Source organism: Paraclostridium dentum, assembly GCF_012922555.1.
GTDB lineage: Bacteria > Bacillota > Clostridia > Peptostreptococcales > Peptostreptococcaceae > Paraclostridium > Paraclostridium dentum.
Window position 1 is genome coordinate 17,862 of sequence record NZ_WIPK01000013.1, and the last position, 23,248, is coordinate 41,109.

25 protein-coding genes are annotated in these 23,248 nt (G+C 28.7%); all 25 read right to left on the reverse strand.

The features are described 5' to 3' along the window. Complete coding sequence (locus GFJ41_RS14905; protein WP_170075751.1) at nucleotides 1-390, reverse strand: ATP synthase subunit I; 390 nt, start codon at nucleotides 388-390, stop codon at nucleotides 1-3. Nucleotides 391-394: 4 nt separating this feature from the next. Next, on the reverse strand, nucleotides 395-736 hold the full coding sequence (locus GFJ41_RS18780) for an AtpZ/AtpI family protein (RefSeq protein ID WP_226890272.1): 342 nt from the start codon (nucleotides 734-736) through the stop codon (nucleotides 395-397). 466 nt (nucleotides 737-1,202) lie between these two features. Then, on the reverse strand, nucleotides 1,203-1,832 hold the full coding sequence (gene upp, locus GFJ41_RS14915) for a uracil phosphoribosyltransferase (protein WP_021430412.1): 630 nt from the start codon (nucleotides 1,830-1,832) through the stop codon (nucleotides 1,203-1,205). A gap of 12 nt (nucleotides 1,833-1,844) precedes the next feature. Next, complete coding sequence (gene rpiB / locus GFJ41_RS14920) at nucleotides 1,845-2,291, reverse strand: ribose 5-phosphate isomerase B (RefSeq protein ID WP_053832905.1); 447 nt, start codon at nucleotides 2,289-2,291, stop codon at nucleotides 1,845-1,847. 123 nt (nucleotides 2,292-2,414) lie between these two features. Then, entirely contained in the window at nucleotides 2,415-3,455 is a 1,041-nt protein-coding gene (locus tag GFJ41_RS14925) for an L-threonylcarbamoyladenylate synthase (protein WP_319023744.1), read from the reverse strand. A gap of 28 nt (nucleotides 3,456-3,483) precedes the next feature. Continuing rightward, complete coding sequence (locus GFJ41_RS14930) at nucleotides 3,484-4,161, reverse strand: ZIP family metal transporter (RefSeq protein ID WP_021430422.1); 678 nt, start codon at nucleotides 4,159-4,161, stop codon at nucleotides 3,484-3,486. A gap of 136 nt (nucleotides 4,162-4,297) precedes the next feature. Then, entirely contained in the window at nucleotides 4,298-5,362 is a 1,065-nt protein-coding gene (gene prfA / locus GFJ41_RS14935; RefSeq protein ID WP_021430379.1) for a peptide chain release factor 1, read from the reverse strand. Between the two features lie 43 nt (nucleotides 5,363-5,405). Next, complete coding sequence (prmC, locus tag GFJ41_RS14940; protein WP_170075752.1) at nucleotides 5,406-6,257, reverse strand: peptide chain release factor N(5)-glutamine methyltransferase; 852 nt, start codon at nucleotides 6,255-6,257, stop codon at nucleotides 5,406-5,408. A 14-nt stretch (nucleotides 6,258-6,271) separates the two neighbouring features. Then, complete coding sequence (locus GFJ41_RS14945) at nucleotides 6,272-7,168, reverse strand: DUF1385 domain-containing protein (RefSeq protein ID WP_170075753.1); 897 nt, start codon at nucleotides 7,166-7,168, stop codon at nucleotides 6,272-6,274. 88 nt (nucleotides 7,169-7,256) lie between these two features. Further along, on the reverse strand, nucleotides 7,257-7,832 hold the full coding sequence (locus tag GFJ41_RS14950; RefSeq protein ID WP_170075754.1) for a thymidine kinase: 576 nt from the start codon (nucleotides 7,830-7,832) through the stop codon (nucleotides 7,257-7,259). A gap of 57 nt (nucleotides 7,833-7,889) precedes the next feature. Then, nucleotides 7,890-8,090, reverse strand: a complete 201-nt coding sequence (gene rpmE / locus GFJ41_RS14955; RefSeq protein ID WP_025161269.1) for a 50S ribosomal protein L31 — start codon at nucleotides 8,088-8,090, stop codon at nucleotides 7,890-7,892. Between the two features lie 113 nt (nucleotides 8,091-8,203). After that, entirely contained in the window at nucleotides 8,204-9,664 is a 1,461-nt protein-coding gene (rho, locus tag GFJ41_RS14960; protein ID WP_035118416.1) for a transcription termination factor Rho, read from the reverse strand. A 195-nt stretch (nucleotides 9,665-9,859) separates the two neighbouring features. Further along, entirely contained in the window at nucleotides 9,860-10,858 is a 999-nt protein-coding gene (gene glpX, locus GFJ41_RS14965) for a class II fructose-bisphosphatase (protein WP_021430428.1), read from the reverse strand. Between the two features lie 157 nt (nucleotides 10,859-11,015). Next, a complete protein-coding gene (gene fsa / locus GFJ41_RS14970; protein ID WP_021430419.1) occupies nucleotides 11,016-11,663 on the reverse strand; it encodes a fructose-6-phosphate aldolase in 648 nt (215 codons plus the stop codon). A gap of 208 nt (nucleotides 11,664-11,871) precedes the next feature. Next, nucleotides 11,872-13,785, reverse strand: a complete 1,914-nt coding sequence (pepF, locus tag GFJ41_RS14975; RefSeq protein WP_035118348.1) for an oligoendopeptidase F — start codon at nucleotides 13,783-13,785, stop codon at nucleotides 11,872-11,874. Nucleotides 13,786-14,204: 419 nt separating this feature from the next. After that, on the reverse strand, nucleotides 14,205-16,571 hold the full coding sequence (gene spoIIE / locus GFJ41_RS14980; protein WP_035118350.1) for a stage II sporulation protein E: 2,367 nt from the start codon (nucleotides 16,569-16,571) through the stop codon (nucleotides 14,205-14,207). A gap of 91 nt (nucleotides 16,572-16,662) precedes the next feature. Beyond that, nucleotides 16,663-17,583, reverse strand: coding sequence for a Ppx/GppA phosphatase family protein (locus GFJ41_RS14985; protein WP_170075755.1), 921 nt, complete (start codon nucleotides 17,581-17,583; stop codon nucleotides 16,663-16,665). A 57-nt stretch (nucleotides 17,584-17,640) separates the two neighbouring features. Beyond that, nucleotides 17,641-17,940 carry an FtsB family cell division protein gene (locus GFJ41_RS14990; protein WP_021430388.1) on the reverse strand — a complete coding sequence of 100 codons (300 nt, stop codon included), beginning with the start codon at nucleotides 17,938-17,940 and terminating at the stop codon, nucleotides 17,641-17,643. Between the two features lie 11 nt (nucleotides 17,941-17,951). Beyond that, nucleotides 17,952-18,446 carry a spore cortex biosynthesis protein YabQ gene (gene yabQ / locus GFJ41_RS19625; protein WP_021430407.1) on the reverse strand — a complete coding sequence of 165 codons (495 nt, stop codon included), beginning with the start codon at nucleotides 18,444-18,446 and terminating at the stop codon, nucleotides 17,952-17,954. Next, the gene (yabP, locus tag GFJ41_RS15000) at nucleotides 18,446-18,700 is read right to left on the reverse strand and encodes a sporulation protein YabP (protein WP_021430372.1); all 255 of its coding nucleotides are present in this window, start codon (nucleotides 18,698-18,700) and stop codon (nucleotides 18,446-18,448) included. The genes yabQ and yabP overlap by 1 nt, the downstream gene beginning before the upstream one ends. A gap of 64 nt (nucleotides 18,701-18,764) precedes the next feature. After that, a complete protein-coding gene (locus GFJ41_RS15005) occupies nucleotides 18,765-19,007 on the reverse strand; it encodes an RNA-binding S4 domain-containing protein (protein ID WP_021430396.1) in 243 nt (80 codons plus the stop codon). Between the two features lie 62 nt (nucleotides 19,008-19,069). Then, nucleotides 19,070-19,348, reverse strand: a complete 279-nt coding sequence (hbs, locus tag GFJ41_RS15010) for a non-specific DNA-binding protein Hbs (protein ID WP_021430423.1) — start codon at nucleotides 19,346-19,348, stop codon at nucleotides 19,070-19,072. An 89-nt stretch (nucleotides 19,349-19,437) separates the two neighbouring features. Beyond that, nucleotides 19,438-20,886 carry a bifunctional methyltransferase/pyrophosphohydrolase YabN gene (yabN, locus tag GFJ41_RS15015; RefSeq protein ID WP_035118356.1) on the reverse strand — a complete coding sequence of 483 codons (1,449 nt, stop codon included), beginning with the start codon at nucleotides 20,884-20,886 and terminating at the stop codon, nucleotides 19,438-19,440. A gap of 77 nt (nucleotides 20,887-20,963) precedes the next feature. Beyond that, nucleotides 20,964-22,589 carry a putative polysaccharide biosynthesis protein gene (locus GFJ41_RS15020; protein WP_170075756.1) on the reverse strand — a complete coding sequence of 542 codons (1,626 nt, stop codon included), beginning with the start codon at nucleotides 22,587-22,589 and terminating at the stop codon, nucleotides 20,964-20,966. 119 nt (nucleotides 22,590-22,708) lie between these two features. Then, nucleotides 22,709-23,248 carry a stage V sporulation T C-terminal domain-containing protein gene (locus GFJ41_RS15025; protein ID WP_021430424.1) on the reverse strand — a complete coding sequence of 180 codons (540 nt, stop codon included), beginning with the start codon at nucleotides 23,246-23,248 and terminating at the stop codon, nucleotides 22,709-22,711.

Consider the following 23,248-nt stretch of genomic DNA (forward strand, 5'->3'; position numbering starts at 1 on the left):
TTACGCCTCCTTTCTTTTAAGTTTGTCTACTACTACTCTTTTGCCTAATATAGAAAACTTAGTGCTCAATAAGCCTATGGTAGTTCCAATAACACTTATATGTGGAGATTTTGCTGAAACAAATAAAACCACACCTACTATTGTCATCCTTATTATGTATCTACTAGTTGAATATATCTGAGCCTTAGTAGGAGGATACGTTACTGATTTTTGTAACGAGATAGCTAGTAATCTAAAATTTAACATAGCTATTATGCTCCCAAACAAAAGACCTGTAAGCATTTCTTTTGGAGAGTTTGATAAAAAAACAATAAGGATTGCTGCGATTAAATCAATTATGAGTATACCTTTATTTACGTCTCTTATTTGTTTTTCTAAACCATTATTCATTTAATCACTTCCTTCTTGCGTATACAATTAAGGTTTTATAAACACCACTAAATGCACCGCCTATTCCTAATAAAAGGAAAATCAATAATAAAAATGGACTTGTTCCAAATTTATCATCTAAGTACTTTCCTATAAAAGCACATCCTAAAATAGGGATTAAAATCATCAATCCTACTTGGCTTATTAAAGAAAGCATACTAAGAGCCTGTACATATTTTCTATGTTTATCTTCCATAAATATCATACCTCTTGTATCGTAATTTATTTTAAATTCTATTAATTCATTGTACGTATGTAAGATGTTTGTTTGAAACATTGAATATTTTAATTGTAAATTATATTTCATTATTATATTTCTTTTAAATATTTTTATCAATACCTAATATTGATTTTTAAATTTCAGTTTTTTCATTTTTGTATAAATTTTGAATAATTTTTTTTTAATTATTCAAATGTATATATTATGAAATAATTATTATAAAATTCATTTCATTTTTCGGTTTATACTTATATAATCTTCATTATGCTAGTATTTATGCACATTTTTACTTTTTAAAACATTTCAAAAATTTGAACTTTTTAATTTATTTTTCTAATATAAATCCATAAAAGATATATATATATTATACCTTTTATGAAAATTTTTCTACAAATAATTACATTTTAAAAAAATATTTTAAAATATTTTTTTAAATTTAATTTTTTTATGGTATGCATTGTTTATTTTAATAATTGTTTTCCTAATATTGTGGTTAATAACTCAACGGAAAAAGGCATCTATAAAAACTTTATAGATACCTTATTTAAACTTATTACTTAGTTCCAAATAATCTGTCTCCAGCGTCTCCTAACCCTGGAACTATATATCCATGATCATTTAATTTCTCATCGATATTAGCTACATATATATCAACATCTGGGTGATATTTGTGAACCTCTTCTATACCTTCTGGAGAAGCAACTAAATTAACTAATTTTATAGTTTTAGCTCCATCTCTCTTTAATACATCTATCGCTGCTACAGCAGATCCACCAGTAGCTAACATTGGATCTACTACTATCATTTCTCTTTCTTGTATATCTTGTGGGAATTTACTATAGTATTCAACTGGTTGTAAAGTTTCTGGGTCTCTGTATAAACCAACATGTCCAACTTTAGCTGCTGGAACTAAGTTTACAAGTCCATCTACCATTCCTAATCCAGCTCTTAATATCGGAACTATTCCTAATTTCTTTCCAGCTATAACTTTTGCTTTAGTTTTAACAACAGGAGTTTCTATTTCTATTTCCTCTAAAGGTAATTCTCTTGTTATTTCATATCCCATAAGCATTGTTATTTCTGTTAGAAGTTCTCTAAAATCTTTAGATCCTGTATTTTTATCCCTCATTAAAGTTAATTTGTGTTGTATTAATGGATGATCTGCAACTACTACTTTTTTCATTATGTAAGCCTCCTAATTATTTTGTTCTATGTCATTTAACATATTTACTCTTCTTAAGTGTCTTTCACCTTCAAATTCAGTGTTTATCCACGCATCAACTATCTCAAGAGCTAATCCTTTTCCAATTACTCTCTCTCCTAAAGAAAGCATGTTTGCATTATTATGTGCTTTTGACATTTTAGCTGAAAATGTATCTGAAACAACAGCACATCTAATACCTTTAACTTTGTTAGCTGCTAATGAGATTCCTATACCTGTCCCGCAACATAATATCCCATAGTCTACGTCCTTGCTAACAACCGCTTTGGCAACCTTTTCTCCATATATAGGATAATCAACTGAATCTACTCCATTTTCAGTTCCAAAGTCTATACATTCAATTCCTTTTGACTGTAAGTGTTTTTTTATTTCTTCTTTTAAATTGTATCCACCGTGATCGCTACCTAAACCTATCTTCATAGTCCAATACCTCCAATACTTTTGTATACATAGATTTATACTTAATTTTATATTATACTAAACTTTAAATATTTTTGCATCATTTATACATAATTATTTCATATATTTTTTGGACTTTATTATTTATAATTCTATAATTTTATATCCAGCTGACTTCATTAATCTATTCATTATAGCTCTACCAACTCCCTGATTAGAAAAAGCTTCAGAATATATTATATCCATTTCTTTTTTATCCATTTCTATTAATGCATTAAAAAGGTTACTTCCAACTTCTTCTAAATTATCTCCAAGACCTATCACTTCGCCTTTATAGTTTTCTTTATTTTTATTAAGACACATAACACCACATCTTAATCCTTTTTCTTCATTTTCATCTATTAAAGAATTTATTTTATTAATTACTTTTGAATCTTCTCCACTTACTATAAAAACGTCTCCATTTGGTGAATAGTGTGTATATTTCATTCCTGGTGCTTTAGCTTTTTTTACGTCTGCTTTTCCTTCAATAGATGGATCTATAAGGACTTCTCCTATTAAAAGTTCCATTTGCTCTTTAGTAACACTTCCAGGTCTTAAGATCATAGGCTTTTCAGATGTCATATCTACAACCGTAGATTCAAGCCCAAAATCGCAGTCTCCTGCAACTATAATTCCATTTACCCTTCCGTTCATTTCGTCGCATACATGCTGTCCCTTTGTTGGAGATGGTCTACCTGATATATTAGCTGATGGAGCAGCTATAGGTACTCCTGATTGTCTTATAATTTCTCTGGCAATAGGATTCGAAGGCATTCTTATAGCTACTGTATCTAAACCACCACTAGTTCTTTGTGGAACTATTTCTTTTTTCTTAAAAATCATAGTAAGTGGCCCTGGCCAAAATTCATCCATTAATTTTTTAGCTTTTTCATTTATATCAGTAGCTAATTTATTTATTTCATCTTTTTCACATATATGTACTATTAAAGGGTTATCACTAGGTCGTCCTTTTGCTTCATATATTTTTTTTACAGCATCTTCATCTAAAGCATTTGCACCTAAACCATAAACTGTTTCTGTAGGAAAAATAACTGTATTTCCTTCAGATAATAATTTTGCATGCTTTCTTATTTCTTCTATATCTATATTTGATTCATCGATTTTACTTATTTTTGTATTTATCATTAGTATACCTTCCTTCATATTTAGTTTATATATAGCTGACTACTAAAATTCCAATCAAAAAACCTATTATAGAATACATAGATTTTGCTGATGGAAATATTTCTTCTAAAACTACATACATCATAGTTCCTGCTGCTATAGCTAAGAACCCCCCTATTAAAGAAGTACACATACCTGCGAAATATGCGCCAAAAAAACTACCTATACCCATAGGAATTCCTGCTATTAATGTTAATAATACAACTTTAAACGTGCTCATTTTACTCCCAGCTAAACTAAGCGCCATTGCTAAACCTTCTGGTATGTTATGAATACCTATTACAATTGCTAAGGTAATTCCTAGGTTTTCAGTTGCTATAAATGAAGATCCTATAGCTAAACCTTCCGGTAAGTTATGTAAAAGTATACTTAAAAATATTAAATACCCTGATTTAAGATCCGATTCTACTTCTAGTTTATTTTTTATTAACATAGTAAGTAAAGCTCCAGCAAATACAAACAAACTTGTATAAATAACTCCTATTTGGTTCATGGATTCTTTAAGAAGATCAAATACCACAACAGCTAGCATTACGCCTCCAGATATTCCCATAAAAAAACTTATATATCTTTTTACATTTTTTCTAAAAACAGTGGATATAATGCCTCCGATTCCTGTCCCTATAACTCCAGATATCAATCCAATCAATGTTATTCGAAACAATTCTTGTTACCCCCTAGTATTATTTAACTTGCTCTAAATTTTATGTAATATAAATTACTATTATTACAATACTAGATAATAACTCTTTTTACTTGCAAAAAATCCCTATTCAAAATAGGGATTTTTTATATTAAAACTATATAGACATCATTTTTTCAGTTTGATCTACAGTTATTAATGCATCTATCATTTCATTTAAATCTCCATCTAAGAATGCATCTAATTTGTATAAAGTTAAGTTTATTCTATGATCACTTACTCTTCCTTGAGGGAAGTTGTAAGTTCTTATTCTTTCAGATCTGTCCCCTGTTCCAACCTGACTTTTTCTTTCTGCAGCTATATCTTTATGTTGTGCAGCAACTGCTTTATCATATAATCTAGCTTTTAATATTTTTAAAGCTTGTTCTTTATTCTTTAATTGAGATTTTCCATCTTGGCAAGATACTACTTCTCCTGTAGGTATATGTGTAACCCTTACTGCAGAGTCTGTAGTATTAACACTTTGCCCTCCATTTCCTGAAGAACGGAAAACATCTATTCTTAAGTCATTTGGATTTATTTCTACTTCAACGTCTTCTACCTCTGGTAAAACTGCAACAGTTGCTGTTGATGTATGTATTCTTCCTCCTGATTCAGTAGACGGTATTCTTTGAACCCTATGAACTCCTGATTCGTATTTAAGAACAGAGTATGCTCCATTACCTTTTATCATGAAAGATACTTCTTTATATCCCCCAACACCAGTATCACTAGCACTTAATAACTCAATTTTCCATTTTCTTCTTTCTGCATATCTGCAGTACATTCTAAATAAGTCCCCAGCAAATAGAGCTGCTTCATCTCCTCCAGCTCCACCTCTAATTTCAACTATAACGTTTTTGTCATCATTAGGGTCCTTTGGTAATAATAGTATTTTTAATTCTTCCTCTATAGGCTCAACTTTTTCTTCCATTTCAGATAGTTCCATTTTAGCTAATTCTCTTAGTTCTTCATCTGATTCCTCTTGTAAGATAGTTTTAGAATCAGCTATAGCGTTCATTACATCTTTATATTCTCTAAATTTCATTACAATTGGCTCTACTTCAGCATGTTCTTTTATAAATTTCTGCCATACTTTTTGGTCATTTATTATTTCCGGGTCTGCTATTTTTTCACTTAGTTCTTTATATTTATCTTCTAGTACTTCTAATTTGTTTAGCATACTTTTCACCTCTTTAATTGTAAAATATCAATAGTTGATTATATCATAGTTTATAACCTATAACAACTCTATCGATTCCTTGCAAGTCTTTCTTTGTATATATTTTAGAGTAACCATTATCGTTCATAATATCACATACATCTTTAGCTTGATCATGGCCAACTTCAAAAGCTAACATTCCTCCGTCCTTTAAATAACAAACAGATTCTTTAGTTATTGACCTATAAAAATTTAACCCATCTTCTCCACCTTCAAGAGCTATATATGGTTCATAATCTTTAACCTGAGTATGAAGCGTCTCTATATCTTTTTTTCTTATATACGGAGGATTAGAAACTATTAAATCTAACTTTATGTTTTTATCTTTAATTCCACTAAATAAATTAGATTCTATAAAATCAATTTTACTGTCAACTTCATTGCTTACAGCATTCTTTTCACCTATACTCAAAGCTTTTTCAGATATATCTAGTGAATATACATGACAGTTATCTATATACTTTGCTAAGCTTACAGATATAGCCCCTGATCCAGTTCCAATATCAACGATGTTCAACATTTCCCTACCCTTAGTAAGTTCTATTATTTCCTCAACTAACGGTTCGGTATCTGGTCTAGGAATTAAAACTCCTTCTTCTACAAAAAAATCTAATCCCATAAATTCTCTATTGTTAACTATATATGCAATAGGTCTTCCATTTAATCTTTCCTTAATCATTCTATTAAACTCTTCTATTTGTTCATCTGAAAGTTTTTTATTCAAGTTTAATTGAATATACAGCCTATCAACATCTCCTAGTACTTTCTGTAATATTATTTCTGTATCTAATTTAGGAGTATCACTGATGCTTGATAACTCCTCCATATATTTAATTAAAATTTCTCTTATTGTCATAGAATTCTCCTTTTTTACTTTATGACAGAATCTAATGCTTTTAATGCAACTTCAAGTTGTTTATCATCTGGTTCCTTAGTTGTAAGTTTTTGTAACATCATTCCTGGATAAGCTACAATTCTTGTCAAAATGTTATTATATTTCCCAAGCAATTTTATTATTTCATATGATATTCCCGCAACTATAGGGACACATACAATTCTCATAATAATTCTTATAATTGGGTTAGGCCACCCAAAAAAAGAAAAAAGTATTATTGAAGTGAACATTACTATAAATAAAAAATTAGTTCCGCATCTTGGATGTTGTGTCTTAAACTTCCTTGCGTTTTCAACAGTTAAATCTAGATCATTTTCATAACAATAAATAGCTTTATGCTCAGCTCCATGATACTCAAACACCCTTTTAATATCTTTATTCATAGATATTAATAGTATATAAATAAATAAAATGCATATTCTGGTAAATCCTTCTATTAAGTTCAATATTAAGTCACTATTTATAAATCTTGAAAATAATCCACCTATCATTGTGGGTGTTACTACAAATAATAACATTGCAAAAAACAATCCTATTATCAGGGAAATTATTATTATCACATCATTTGCCTTATCTTTAAATAGTTTATTTATGAATTTATCAAAAGCTGATTCTTCTTCATCATCATCTAAAAAAAATTCAGATGAAAAGTTCATACTATTTATTCCTTCAATCATAGTCTCTATTAATATAAAAGCGCCTCTTAAAAATGGAATCTTATCTATATTCTTATCAGATATCCAACTTTTTATATTTCTTTTTCTAATTATAATTTCTCCATCATTTTTTCTGACAGCTATGGCTCTCTTGTTTTTAGATTGCATCATAACCCCTTCTATTACAGCTTGTCCACCTACCGGTTGTTTTTTCATATATTCACCTCTACTCCTAAACTATATATATAATATTACTATATTAGGCAAAGAAAAAACACCTAAAAGGTGTTTGTTATTTATAAATTTATTTTTCAACTACATGACATTTTCTACATCTAGCTTCATAACTTTCTACAGCTCCAACTTGTATTATCGGTTCATCATACTTAGCTGGTTTACCATTTATAAGCCTTTGAGATCTAGTTGCTGGTTGTCCACAAACTGAACATATAGCTTGAATTTTATCTACAAATTCAGCTACAGCCAATAATTTAGGCGTAGGTCCAAAAGGCTCGCCTTTAAAATCCATATCTAATCCAGCTGCAATAACTCTTATCCCTTTATCTGCTAACTTTATAGCCATATCAACTACTTCATTATCAAAAAATTGAACCTCATCTATCCCAACTACTTGAGTATCTTCATTTATATATTTTCCCATTTCTGAAGAATCCTTTATAGGAATAGCATTTATTGCATATCCGCTGTGAGATACTACATCTTCTTTACTATATCTATCATCAATAAGAGGTTTAAAAACAACTACGTTTTGTTTTGCAATCTTAGCTCTTTTTAATCTTCTTATCAATTCTTCACTTTTACCACTGTACATAGGACCTATGACAATTTCTATATATCCATGATTTACCGGTCTATACATACTTAATCCTCCTATATAAATAAAATAGGAGTTGGCAAGCCAACTCCGTATTTACTATTAGTCGATTTTGAATCTCTTCTTGAACTTGTCTATTCTTCCACCAGCTTCTATATTCTTTTGCTTTCCAGTATAGAAAGGATGGCATTCTGAACATATCTCAACTTTTATTTCGTCTTTAGTTGATCCAGCAACGAATGTGTTTCCACAAGCGCAACGTACTTCAACTTCTTGGTATTTTGGTTGTATATCTTTTTGCATATTTGTCACCTCTTCTCCTTACTTTTCGAAATTAATTATATTAACTTTTCGTTTTTCATTATTCAACTACACCATTATAACATAAGATTATTTAGGGTACAAGAGTTTTCTAATTAGTTTAAAGTCTCTTTTATATACTTTATAAACGAATTATTATCCTTTGTTCTCTTAAGTAATTCTAGTACTTTATCAGTTACTTCATATACCGAATTACTGCTCATCTCTTTTCTAAGTTTCCAAAGTGCAGCTTTCTCTTCTTCTGTTAATAATAAATCTTCTCTTCTTGTTCCTGATTTATATATATCAACAGCAGGGAACACTCTCTTCTCAGCTAATTTTCTATCTAAGTGTAATTCCATATTTCCAGTTCCTTTGAACTCTTCAAATATAACATCATCCATTCTAGATCCTGTTTCAACTAATGCTGTAGCTAAAATAGTTAAAGATCCACCTTGTCTAATGTTCCTTGCAGCTCCAAAGAATTTTTTAGGCCCATGAAGTGCTCCAGGATCTAACCCTCCTGATAACGTTCTTCCAGTTGGCGATATACTTAAGTTATAAGCTCTTGCAAGTCTTGTAATACTATCTAATAATATAACAACATCTTTTCCGTGCTCAACTAATCTTTGCGCTCTATTTAGAACCATCTCAGCAACTTTAACATGATGACTTGACACCTGATCAAAAGTTGAGTAAATAACGTCTGCATCTATAGATTCTTGCATATCCGTTACTTCTTCTGGTCTTTCATCTATAAGAAGAACTATTAACTCCACATCTGGATGATTTTTAACTATACTATTGGCTACACTTTTTAAAAGGATAGTTTTACCAGCTTTAGGTGGCGCTACTATCAATCCCCTTTGACCTTTACCAATAGGAGAAATTAAATCTATTAGCCTTGTAGATATTTCATTTTGATACTTCTCTAATGTAAGTCTTTCTTCCGGGTATATCGGTGTAAGAGTTTCAAAAGCTCTTCTTTTTGTAGCTGTCTCAGGATGTTCATCATTTATTTTTTGAACATATAATAATGCTCTAAATTTTTCTCCACTTTTTGGATGTCTTGTTATACCCTTAACTTTATCCCCTGTTTTCATATTGAATCTTCTAATTTGCGATGGTGAAACATATACATCATGTTCTGTAGATAAATAGTTAGGCCCTCTTAAAAATCCAAATCCATCTGGTAGTATTTCTAAAACACCCATTACCTCATCATCTTTAGATGTATTAAACTCATCAACAATCTTAGCTTCATCAACTTCTTTAACATTATATGAATTATTGTATGAATTTCTGTTGTGATTTTGATTGTATCTTTGAGTCCTATTTTCATAAACCTTAGTTTCTTGCTTATTCACACTGTGTTTTTGTTCACTTTTAATTTCTTTTTTCTCGGTTTCTTTTTTCTCGATTTCTTTATTATTATCTATCATGTCCTTATTTTTATACTCATTTATTATTTGTATTAACTCATTCTTTTTATACTTACTTATAGACTTAATCTCTAATTTCTTTGCTAATTCTTTTAGTTGAACTAGAGTCATGTCATCTAAATTATCCAAAGTCATATCTTTCGTATTCAAAAAAGTCCTCCTATCCCATAATTACATTACAATTTTATTCGGAAATTAAAGGCGTGCAAATGAGAAGCTACCATTATTATAGCAAACAGTTAAACTTAATACTATCACTATTTATACATTATGGTCAACAAATAAAAAAATAAAACTATTCAAATAAAATAGTTTTATTTTTTACGCCTTTTATATACTATATTTACCCATTAAATCAGTTAATATATCATTTTTATCAACCGAATGTATTGCATCGACAAATCTTATAGTTCCTGTTTTCGCTCTCATAACAACAGAATTTGTTGTTATTCTATTATTACCTAAACTAACTACACCTTTTAATAGATCTCCATCCGTTATTCCTGTTGCTGCAAAGAATAGTTCATCACCTTGAGCTAAGTCTTCTAATGATAATACTTTCGATATATCTTCGTCTGTTAACCCCATTTCATGGCATCTAATTCTTTCCTGCTCACTTAGTGGATAAATCTGAGCTTGCATATCTCCGCCCATACACTTAATTGCTGCCGCTGTTATAACACCTTCTGGTCCACCGCCAATTCCCATAAGCATATCTATTCCTGTATCTTCAAAGCAAGTTGCAATACCTGCTGCTACATCTCCATCTCCGAACATTTTTATTCTTGTACCTAATTTTCTAGCTGCTTCAAATATATAATCATGTCTTTCTCTATCCTGTACTATTATAGTCATTTCTGTTGTCTTTTTATTTAAAGCTTTTGCTACATTTTTTATATTCTCTTCAACACTCGCGTTTAAATCTATACATCCCTTTGCCTTAGGACCAACAATTATCTTTTTCATATAAGTGTCAGGAGCTTTAAGCAAGCTTCCTTTTTTTCCCATAGCTATTACAGATATAACATTAGGTAGTCCTTTAGCTATTAGTGTAGTTCCATCCAAAGGGTCTACTGCTATATCAACTTTCATGCTATCCTCTGTTGCCATACCAACCTTTTCACCAATATATAACATAGGAGCCTCATCCAATTCTCCTTCTCCTATTACAACTTCACCATCGACCTTAACTGTTTCAAAAGCTCTTCTCATAGCCTCAACTGCTGCTCCGTCAGCTCCGTTTTTATCTCCTCTACCCATAAACTGCGATGAGACTAAAGCTGCTGCTTCCGTTACTCTAACTAACTCTAATGCTAAATTTCTATCCATAAAATTCATCTCCCTTAGTTCGTTAATCTCTCTTCAAATTATATATCACATTTAATAAATAGTAAACATTTATAAATGTTAAATAAGGGTTTTAGTATGTTATATAATTGTAAAAAGACATAAAAAAAGCGATAATTTAAAAATTATCGCCTTTTTATTAGTTCTTAGGTACAGTTTCCCAGTCTTTTAAGAATTTTTCTATCCCTATATCCGTCATAGGATGTCCTAACATTTGTTTAAAAACTTTGTAAGGAACAGTTGATATATCCGCACCTGCTTTAGCTGAAGTTAAAACATGTTGAGGATGTCTTATACTAGCTGATATTATTTCAGTTTCTATACCATGTATGCTGAATATTTCAGCAACTTCTTCTATTAACATTATTCCTTCTTGACCTATATCATCTAATCTACCAACAAAAGGACTTACATAAGAAGCACCTGCTTTAGCTGCTAATAATGCTTGGTTTGATGAGAATATTAAAGTTACATTAGTTTTTATTCCTTTTTTGTGTAAAGCTGATACAGCTTTTAATCCTTCTGCACACATAGGTATCTTTATTACTATATTTTCATGAATTTTACTTAACTCTTCGCCTTCTTTTATCATTCCTTCGCTATCCATTGAGATAACTTCTGCAGATATTGGTCCATCTACAATTTGAGTTATTTCCTTAACTACATTTTCAAAAACTCTTCCTTCTTTAGCTATTAATGAAGGGTTTGTTGTAACACCTTCTATAACTCCCCAAGAGTTTATTTCTTTTATTTCATCTACATTTGCAGTATCTATAAATAGTTTCATGTTTTACCTCCTTATATTTACAATCCTGTAAGTAAGATTAATACCTTTGAATATACTTTTGATTTTTAGTTTTTACAAAGTTATTACCTTATCAATTTTAAACATTATGTATTACTTATAAATTAACCTAAACTAAAAGTTTAAAAAGTCCTTAAATTACAAGGACTTTTTAATATATTCTACCACTATTTCTCAATTACTTCTATCCTTAATTTATTAAGAGCTTTTCTAACTCTGATACTAAAGAATTAAATTTTTCAGTAGTTTGTTCTATAGGTTTAGTACTGTAAAGATTTATACCACTCTCTTTCAATAATTCTATCGGATAGTTAGATCCTCCTTTTTTAAGGAATGATAAATAATTTTCAGGCCCATTTTTAATTATATCTTGAGAAAATGCAATTCCCGCGCTACATCCTGTGGCATATTTATAAACATAGAAGCTATTATAAAAATGCGGTATTTTTGACCAACCAACCTTAGACAGTTGGTCTACTCCAAAATCTTTACCATAATATTTTTGTAAAAGTTCTCCCCATATATCATTTAGTACTAATACATTTACAACTTCTCCACCTTCAACCTTTTGATGCACTTTGTACTCAAATTCTGCATACATGGTTTGTACAAACAAAGTATTTTTTATTAAATCTAGATACTGAGTTATATAATAAGCTTTTTCATTTTTATTTTGAGTATTTTTTATTAACATTTCATATAATAGAGCTTCATTAGTTATAGATGCTACTTCATGAGTAAAGATACTAGGTTTTGAATTTAAATAATTTTGATTCTTTGAACTCATATATCCATACACAGCATGTCCTAATTCATGAGATAAAGTAGATACAGAATCTAAATTTCCGCTATAATTCATTAAAACATACGGATGACTATCATATACAGATAAACAATATGCTCCACTTACTTTATTATCATTAGAATATACATCCACCCATCGTTCATTGAAAGCTTTATAAAGTATATCTCCATATTCTTTACCTAAAGGATTTAACGATGCATATACAATACTTTGCGCTTTATCATATGGAATATACTCATCTACTGGATTTATAATTGGAGCATGCATATCATATGAGTAAACTTTGTCTAAGTTCAATACTTTTTTTCTTAAATCTATATATTTATGCAAACTTCCTAAATTATTATCAACCGTATTTATAAGTTCATCATAAACCTTAGGGTCTATATCATCGCCTGACATGTACATATCTCTTGAATTTTTATAACCTCTAGTATTTGAATAAAAAATATTTTTCTTAACTTGTCCTATAAATAATCCTGATAACATATTTATATTATCATTGTACTGTAGAGATTCATTTTCATAAGCTTTTTTTCTTTCTTCTCGATTAGAACTTTCTAGTGCTAATGAATATTGCGATGGATTTAAGTTTGATTTTTTATCCATATTCATAAAAAGATCATATACTTCTTTAGGTAAAGAAGCTATATCACTTATATTGCTTAACATTTCTTCTTCCTTAGAATTTAGATAATGCTTTTTGTTCCTTCTGATATCATTTAAATACATACTATACTCGCTTGATATTTTTTCATTTTTCATGATATCTTTAAAATCTTTATTTGATAGTTTTAAAATTTCTAATTCTAAATTAGAACAAATAAAACTATATTCTTTATATACTTTGTTCAAACTTTCATTCATATTTAAATAGTCATAAGATTTATTGTTAATATCACTATTTAAAGATACATACGCACTTAATTTTTCTAATTCTGAATCTAATTCTTCTTTTATATTTAATGCATATAGTAAATGTTTTTGAGATTTTGTTACTTTTCCCACATAATTTTCTAACTCTTTAGTTTCTTTACTAAATTTACTTAGATTTTTTTTCCAATCACTATTACTCTTATACAGTTTAGATATATCCCAAGTAGTAAATTTTGTTGGTTTTTTTTCTTCTTCTTTTTTATCATTTTTAGAAGGTTCTTTTTTATTAGTATCATTTATCATTTCAAGTGCTTTTTCACTAAAAGCTTCACTATTTCCATTTATATCTCGTTTTAATAAAATAGATGCAAATAATATAACTGCAATGACTATAGTTATTACTCTATACATATTTTTCCCCATAAAAAGCCATCCTTTCACTAAGATTATTAGTATTAGGATGGCTTTTTGAATTTATATTATTCAGTTTTTGGAAAATAAGTATTTTGAAAATTATCCACATAATTATCAACATATTCACATGTTTAAAATGTTAATTTTTCAACATATTTTATACAAATTTTTTCGTATTTATACATTTTATCCTGTAATTATCCACATATTATACATAGTTATTAACATTTTTTATGTTTTTTTGTTGATATTTATTTATTTTTAAATCACTATTTTCTATTTAAAATTGTTAGAATTATTTTTAAATTTGTACATATTTTGTCGAATATTGTAATTTCAACATATTCATAGCTTTAAACCCTATATATATATCCACATTTTATCCACATTTTATTAACATTTTGTGTATAACTTGTGGATTTGTAGATTTAATGTTTAAATACTTTACTCACAAGTACCGTCATATCATCATGAATATTATTATTTTGTATATCCAGAGCTCTATTTAAAATTTCATTTGAAATTTCTTTTGGATTAGTTGTCTCTAATCCTTTTAAAAAATATATAAGCCAATTGTCACCTAAGTTTTTGTTTTTTCCAGCATCAACAATTCCATCAGAAACCATAATTATATAATCTCCATCTTTTAATTTCCTACTATCTCTGTCTATATTTATATCTGATAATATTCCTACTGGCAACGAAGCACTAGATATAAGCTCTATTTCTCCATTACTTCTTTTTATATAAGTTGAACAAGCTCCCATTTTAATAGTATTTAATACTCCCTTGTTTAAATCAACAATTCCTAAGTCTAATGTTGAAAACATCTCATCTGATGATTTAAGCATCAATATATTATTTATAGTGTCGATTATTATTTCTTCATCTATGTTAGAATCCATCATGTTTTCTAGTATATCTATAGTTACAGATGATTCTTCATATGCCTTTCTTCCTTTACCCATTCCATCACTTATAGCTACCATATATTTACCATCTGATACTTCCATATAAGTGTAATTATCTCCTGAAATTATATATCCATCTTTAGACATATTCGAAACTTCTGTTGCAATTTTAAATTCTTGCCTTTTAGTTAATTTTATTTTACATTGTCCTCCTGTACAGGTACATCCAACTTTCCTTGCAACTAACTCTTCTCCTAAAACATTAGATATAATATTAGTTATTTTTCTTTCACATAATTTATTATCACTGCAAACTTCTTTTTCTATCAAGACTTCAAAATCATTGCTATCCGTAGATATATAATTAAGTTTTTTTACACTTATATTATTTCTATCTAATTCAACGAGTAAGTTTTTTTCCATCTCCATATCGAATGTTATATCTTTATCTAATTCTTTAGCCATACTTTCAATTGATTTAGACATATATCTTATTTGATTTGCCACTAATTTCCTATTCTCAGAAAATTTTTGTTCCCAACTATAGTCTAATGCAAACATCTTATAATAATAATTAGATGCCTTAACAATACTTTCAGGCTTTATACAATCCTTTTTAAAATCAATAGGTATATTTTCTAAATAAATTTCACCACTGTCCTCTAACTCTTCTAATATTCTATTCAGCATTGTATAGGTATAGTTAAATTTAGAATCCCAGCATCTTCTTCTCATTCCACAATTTTTACACTCATCATTATGTACCATATCTATTATGTGTGCGATATCTTTTTGATCTAATATTTTTTCCTTTTCTCTGACTCTATCAAAAGTATTTGCTAAGTCTGAATAAGTTTTATACATCCCTCTTAATCTATTATTAGTTATTTCTCTATTCCTAGCTAAATAATCTTCAACTCCATCTTTAAGCCCACCATTACCTTTTATAGTTTTTTCTATTCCTTTTATTACCTTATCAGGAATAAGTATTACTAATACACTGGCTATTAAAATATCTCTTACTTCCATAATATTAGATCCTATTCCAGAGGTGTAAATATAAATCAAACTCCAACCTACTATATATCCCGCGATACTTAAATACTTGTTAACTTTATTAAATCCACCTGAAATAAGTCCTGCAAATGCATAAATACCCATATACATACTAGATACAAGATTATTTATGAAATAAACCAACCCAATTATAACTCCACTAGATGCACCTAGTGCTGCACCACCTGTAATAGATAATATTAATATAGTCATTGTTGTTAAAACATTTCTAATAGATATACCGAGCAAAGATACTTCCCCTATTCCCATTATGCTAAATATTACAATGATTGTTAAAGCTACTATTTCTTCATTAGAAGTTACAGTCCTTGAAGCCCTTTTATTTATAACAGCTACTCCATAAGAAAAAATATACGTTCCAACAAACATTAGAATGCATTCAACTAAAGCTATACTTAAATTATATACGTAACTACCAAATATAAGAGCTTGTCCAATAGATATAGGAATCATTATTAATGTTCCTATAATCGATATCTTATTTATCGATTTTATATTTTTAATATGACTAGAAACAATTTGAATAATAATTATACAAATTGAGTATTTTATAATATTAGGCACTTGATTAAACGATAATACCGTACCTGCTAAAGTAGCTATAAATACAGGAAATTTATACTTATCTATAATAGATACACATAAGAAAAAAGCTACACCTAATGGGGCTATATTATCCACAACCATAGCTCTACTAAGTAAAAATCCAAATAGACATAAAACAAGTGTATTTGTATCTAAAAAATTAACTTGTCCTATATTTTTAAAAACTAAATTTCTTTTATTAACCGCTATACTTCTTTCCATAAAAAAACCTCCCCCTGTTATTTTCATACTGAAATTGTAACAAATGGGAGATACCTTTTTTGTCATAATAGGTAGTTAATACATTATAATATTAAGACATTTTTTTTGCATTTTGACATAATAACCCTTCCAAATTATCGTATTCACTTACTATAATTTTTTCTTTTTCTAAGTTTTTCATTATTAAATTTAAAATTGCTACACCAGCTGTTATAATATCCGCTCTTTTTGGTTGTAGCCCTTTTAAGTTTTTCTTATCATTTAATGTCATCTTTTTTAAATTTTGTAAAATATTATCTAAATCTTTTTTGCATATTTCACTTTCATGGATTTTTTCCATCGAGTATGTTTCTAATTCCTGATTCATAGCTGAAACAGAAGTTATTGTGCCTCCGATACCAACTACTGATTTTATATTTTCTTTTTTTAATTTATTAAGAGTTTCATTTATAATTTCAAATATAAATTTTTCCATATTTTCAAATTCTACTTCACATATAGGATCATGCTTTAAAAATTTTTCAGTCATTCTTAAAGCTCCAACGTTTTCACTTTTACAGAATTCGATCCCTTCAAAACCTCCTAAAATAAATTCTGTAGAACCTCCTCCTATATCTATAGCTAATATGCCTTCTTTATCTTCTAGACCCTGTAAAACCCCTGCAAAGCCTAAATTAGACTCTTGTTCTCCACTTATTATATCTACATCTATATTTAATTCTTTTTTTGCTCTATTCACAAAATCCAATTTATTTTTGCTGTCTCTTAATGCCGATGTCCCTATACAGTATAATTCTTTACAACCTTTAGATTTTGCTAAAACCGAAAACTCCTTTAAAGCTTCAATATTTCTTTCTATAGCTTCTTTTGATATATACCCTTCACTGTCTACACCTTGTCCAATTCTAGTCGTGTTTACAAACTTTTCTCTATTTAAAAGTTTACCATCTATATAATCTGCAACTAACAATCTCATAGAATTTGTTCCTATATCTATAGCTCCTAATTTCAATTAAATAACCTCCTATTAATGTAATTTAAAAAATGTAGATATAAATAGAGGAAGTATTTAATTACTTCCTCTATTTATATCTACATATATTATTTCATCTGGCTTTACCATTTTCAATCTATTTCTAGCTATGTCCTCTACATATTTATCATCATCTAAGCTTTTCTTGGATTCTTTTAATCCTTTAATCTCTTTTTCTGTGTTTTTTATTTCTTTTTTCAAAGAAGCAATTTCATTGTTATATTTAACAGATTTAAAAATTTGAGTCGTAAACCCACCTATAAGTGACATTACTAAAAAAGATAAAAACATTCCAACAATTAGATATTGACCTAAAAATTTTTTTCTTTTGTTCATAATCTCTCTCCTTACGATTTAACTTTTACTCTTTTTAATTTACCTAACTTACATTTCATGAACATCGCCATTCTTAAAATTAAATTAGGTATATAAAATATAGTATCAAATAATAAGTGTATTGAGTAGATTATAACGTAATACAAATTAACCGAAATCTTGCACGTACATACTAAAATTCGTCTTATAGTGTTAATAACAAATCCTATTGATTTATTTAATACTTTTAGTATGAATTTACTGATAGTATTATAATAAATAATAAATCCTATAAATAAAGCAATGAAATGATAATATCTTAAATCAAAGGATTCTATAACATTTATAGTTACAAAAACGAGCAAAGTCACAATTATCCAAAATAATACATCATAAAAAAACGAGAAAATTTTTATTATATTAAAGTTTTGTTTAAAAGCCCTGTATAGATCAAATAAAACCCCTATAAATATTCCACCATATATCGTTGCAAAAAATGCTCCGAGGTCCTGAGTGAATGGTATCATTATTTAAATAACTTCTTAAAGAAATTTTCTTGAGGTTCCTTAGCTTTACTGTAATTTATTCCATTTATAGTCCCTGTCACAGTAATAACTTTTTCGTCTATACTAAGCTTGCTCATGTCTAAATTTTCTCCATCTACAATCATATCTCCAGATGTAGTTCTTATTTCTACTTTTTTATCATTGAAAGAGTATATATGCTCTACTCCAGAAATAGTTAAACTTGATCGATTGTTTAAGCTTATACTATGTTCCATAATATCCCTCCATATTAAATCTTTATAATTAACCTAATATAAATATACGAGGGATATTTAAAATTTATTCTATTATCTCAAACATTTCTTTAGCATCATTTTTTAATACATGCTCTTTTATTTCTTTTATTTCAAATTTCATTAGTTTTTCACCAAATTGAATTTCAAGAATATCTCCTATATTAACTTCTGATGATGATTTAGCTAACTTACCGTTTATAGTAACTATCCCTTTATCACAAGCCTCTTTAGCCACTGTTCTTCTTTTTATTATTCTTGAAACCTTTAAAAATTTATCTAATCTCATCTATGAAAACCTCCTTATATAGAAAAAGTGTGGAAAATCCACACTTTTAAATATAAATAAAATTATCCATTTATTATATCTTTTAATCCCTTTCCAGCTTTGAAAACTGGTGCCTTAGAAGCTGGTATATCTATAACTTCTTCTGGGTTTCTTGGGTTTCTTCCTTGTCTTGCTGCTCTTTCTCTAGTTTCGAAAGTTCCAAATCCTACTAATTGAACTTTTTCTCCTGATACTAATGCTTCTTCAACTGATTTCATGAAAGCATTTAATGCTGCTTCTGCTTCCTTCTTTGTTAATTCACTCTTTTCTGCCATTTTTGCTACTAATTCAGCTTTATTCACGTTACTTACCTCCTAAAAGTTTATATTATAGAATTTTATAATCAATATTAGATAAAATTCTAGATTTTTAACAAAATACCTTCTGCTTACTAAATTTTTTTAGATTCATTCCAAATTTCATCCATCTCTGCTAATGACATATCTTCTAATTGTCTATTTAAACTTATAGCTCTATTTTCTATAAATTCAAATCTATTTACAAATTTTTCAGTAGTCAAGTTCAATGCTTCTTCTGGATTTATATCTAAAAATCTAGCAAGATTAACTATAGAGAATAGTAAATCTCCTAGTTCTTCCTTTATGTATTTTATATTTCCTTGTTTGTGTTCGTCAAGTAATTCTTTATATTCTTCTACAATTTTTTTAAAAACATCGTTAATATCATCCCAGTCAAACCCTACCAAAGATGCCTTATATTGTACTTTTTTAGCCTTTGTTAGTGCCGGTAAACTATTTGGAATTCTTTTCAATCCTTCTGTTATCGTAGATTCACCTTTTTCCTTCTTTTTTAACTCTTCCCAAGTTTTGTCATATGTATTCATATCCACTTCTTCATTTTTAAATACATGAGGATGTCTAAATATTAATTTTTCACAAATACTATTAGTAATTTCTTTTAAATCGAAGTAGCCTTCCTCTTTACCTATTTGTGAGTGAAAAACAACATGCAGTAAAATATCACCTAGTTCTTCTATCATTTCATCAATATCATCATTATCTATGGCTTGTCCAAGTTCATATGCTTCTTCAATTATATGAGCTTTGAGAGATTTATGCGTTTGTTTTTTATCCCAATCACATCCATTTTCTCCTCTAAGTTGCTCAACTATGTTTTCTAGATCTTTTACTGTATTATACATAGTTTTATCAGATTTTGGAATATATAAACTTGTTAAATAATCAAATTCATTATCATTTCTATCAAGTTCATATAATTTAACATACTTTTTACTTTCTAAAGCTTTAACGCCTGCAGCTTTTACTATACATATTTCTTGTTCATCATCATAATTTTCCATTAATGCTAACTTTACATTTGATGCTATAAATCTATCATAAATTTGAGTAATTATCATGCTAGTATTTGTATCTATATAGCTATTTTCAATTTCAAATGCATCTACTAATTTAAATCCATCAGATGGATCGACTTCTAAATAGTTAAACATAGCATCTACAAAGCTCATAGAAGCTATTATTTCCACTTCTACGCCTTTTCTATGCGCAATCCCAGCAATTATACCTACCGTCTTTTCTGCAACCCTAGGATGTCCAGGTACTGCATATACAAGATCTCCATTTTGCGATTCTTCAATTATAAAATTTGATATATTGTTATAAACATTATCAAAGTTTTCATCTTGATTATAAAAATAATCTAAAGATGTATATTTTATCTCATTCTTTAACTTATCAATTATAGGGTGTTTTTCTGTTCTAAGAAAAACTCTAGAGCTATTTTTTAAAGCATCTAATGCACCTTGACTTATTAAAGAATATTCTCCTGGTCCAAGACCTACTATAGTTATTTTTCCCATATAAAATTCTCCTTATCATGTAAAAATAAAGGAAATTACTTTTATAAGTATTTCCTTTATTTACATATATATATACATTATTTCATAAGTTTTAGTTTTTTAAGAACTTTATAAACTTTGTCTCCTTTAGGCATACTTAATAATTCTTTTTTTCTTATTCCACCTAATGCTATTGTAAAAATTATATAAATTATACCTCCAATAGCTATTGATACTACCGTCGATAAAGTATTTCCTAACATTCCTACCATAAAACTATAACTTAATTTTACTGATATAAACATAATCAATACAATTATTAATGGTTTTATAAAGAATGTTTTAACTGACAATCTCATATTCATTGCCTTTTTTATGTAAATTAGTTCAAGTATAGCAGCTACAAAATAAGCAGTTACAGTCCCCAATGCAGAACCTATAACATTTATTTCTGGTATTGCTGTTAAAGTGTAACTAATTGCTATTTTAAAAGCCATTCCTATAACTAAACAAATAACAGGAACAATCGGTTTTCCCATTCCTTGAAGTATCCCATTTAAACTCTGTATAAGCCCTAAAAATACTACACAAGGTGTTAAAAATAATAGTATAGTTCCAACAGAAGATGGCTGTGATGGGTATAAAAGTTTCATTATAGGATGTGCTAAAGACGCCATACCAAAAGCTGCTGGTAAAACAATCATTAAGGTTACTTTTATAGCACTTTTAGTTTCTTTTATCGCTTTAACTCTATTTCCTACAGCGTAAGCTTGTGATATTGTTGGCACTAAACTCATACTCATAGCAACTGTTATAACTGCCGGTAAGTTGATTATAGCCATAGCCATTCCTGTTAATTGCCCAAACATTACATTTGCCTCAGTTTGGCTAAAACCAGCTTCTACCAATCTTCTTATAACAATTACAGTATCTATCATATTTACTAATGGCATAACAGAAGCCCCTATAGTTATAGGTATTGCTACTACAAGTAATTTTTTAAGTATTCTAGATACGCTTTCTTCCCTAAATTTTTTACTTGATTTTATTTCTCTTTTTATAGTTTTTAACTTAAATAAATAAGCTAAAATTAAATATATAATAGATGCTATAGCACCTATAGTTGCACCCATTATGGCACCTGCTGCACCTTGTTCTGGTCCAGGGTTTGGCCCAAGACTGTACATAAAAAGGTAAGCCAACGTTATTCCTAATATAACTCTAAAAAGTTGTTCACTTATCTGAGAAATAGCTATATGAGTCATTTCTCTTCTTCCTTGAAAATATCCTCTATAAGATGACATTACTGGTACAAATAAAAGGGCTGGTGAAATAGCAATCATTGCATATTTTGCGCCTGGATTTTTCATTATATCATTTACTATAAAGTCTGCTCCAAAGAAAAATATACAAAATGCTACAAACCCAGTTATTGAGAGCACCGAGTAAGATACTTTAAAAACTTTATGTGCCCCTTTATAATTACCTATAGCCATTTTTTCCGAAACCAATTTAGCTAGAGCAGTTGGAAAACCTGCAGTTGCTAAAGTTAAAAATAAAGTATAAACAGGATATGCTGCTTGATAGTATCCCATACCTTCTGCACCTATTAAATTCCCCAAAGGTATTCTGAAAAATGCACCTATTATTTTAACTAAGATTCCTGCTAATCCTAGTATTAATGCCCCTTTCAAGAATGAATCTTTTCCCTTATTGTTACTCATAATTCCCCTCCATATTATGTTGTATAACAAACTCTAATATAACATATATGCTATTGTAGATTCAATAATTACCTTGCAAACTTTAAAAGACCCTTCATTAAAGGGTCTTTTGAAAAATACTATTGAACTTGTTTACCTAAAAAATTAGCTGCAACTTTAAGTAGTTTCTCATCACTATCATTTAGTCCTGCTTCATCCTTAGACACTAAACATATAGATCCTATACAATCTCCAGATGAACTAACTATAGGCATTATTATTTGCATTTTATAGTCCATAGAATCATCTTTGTACAGTGCAACTAATTTGTTATCTTTTACATGAGTAGAAATTCTGTTTTCTATAAGGTCTTCTAATTCCCTACTTATACTTTTTTCTTTGTAATCTTTTTTAGGTAATTTAGATACAGCTATTATTGAATCTAAATCTGTTACCACAACTCCATGACCTAAAGTTTCTCCCAAAGTTTCTGCATATTCTTGAGAAAATTCATTAAGCTCTCCAATTGGAGAGTATTTTTTTAATATTACTTCTCCATCTTTAGCTGTAAATATTTCTAAAGGATCTCCTTCTCTAATTCTTAGAGTTTTTCTTATTTCCTTTGGTATAACAACTCTTCCAAGGTCATCTATTCTTCTAACTATTCCTGTAGCTCTCAT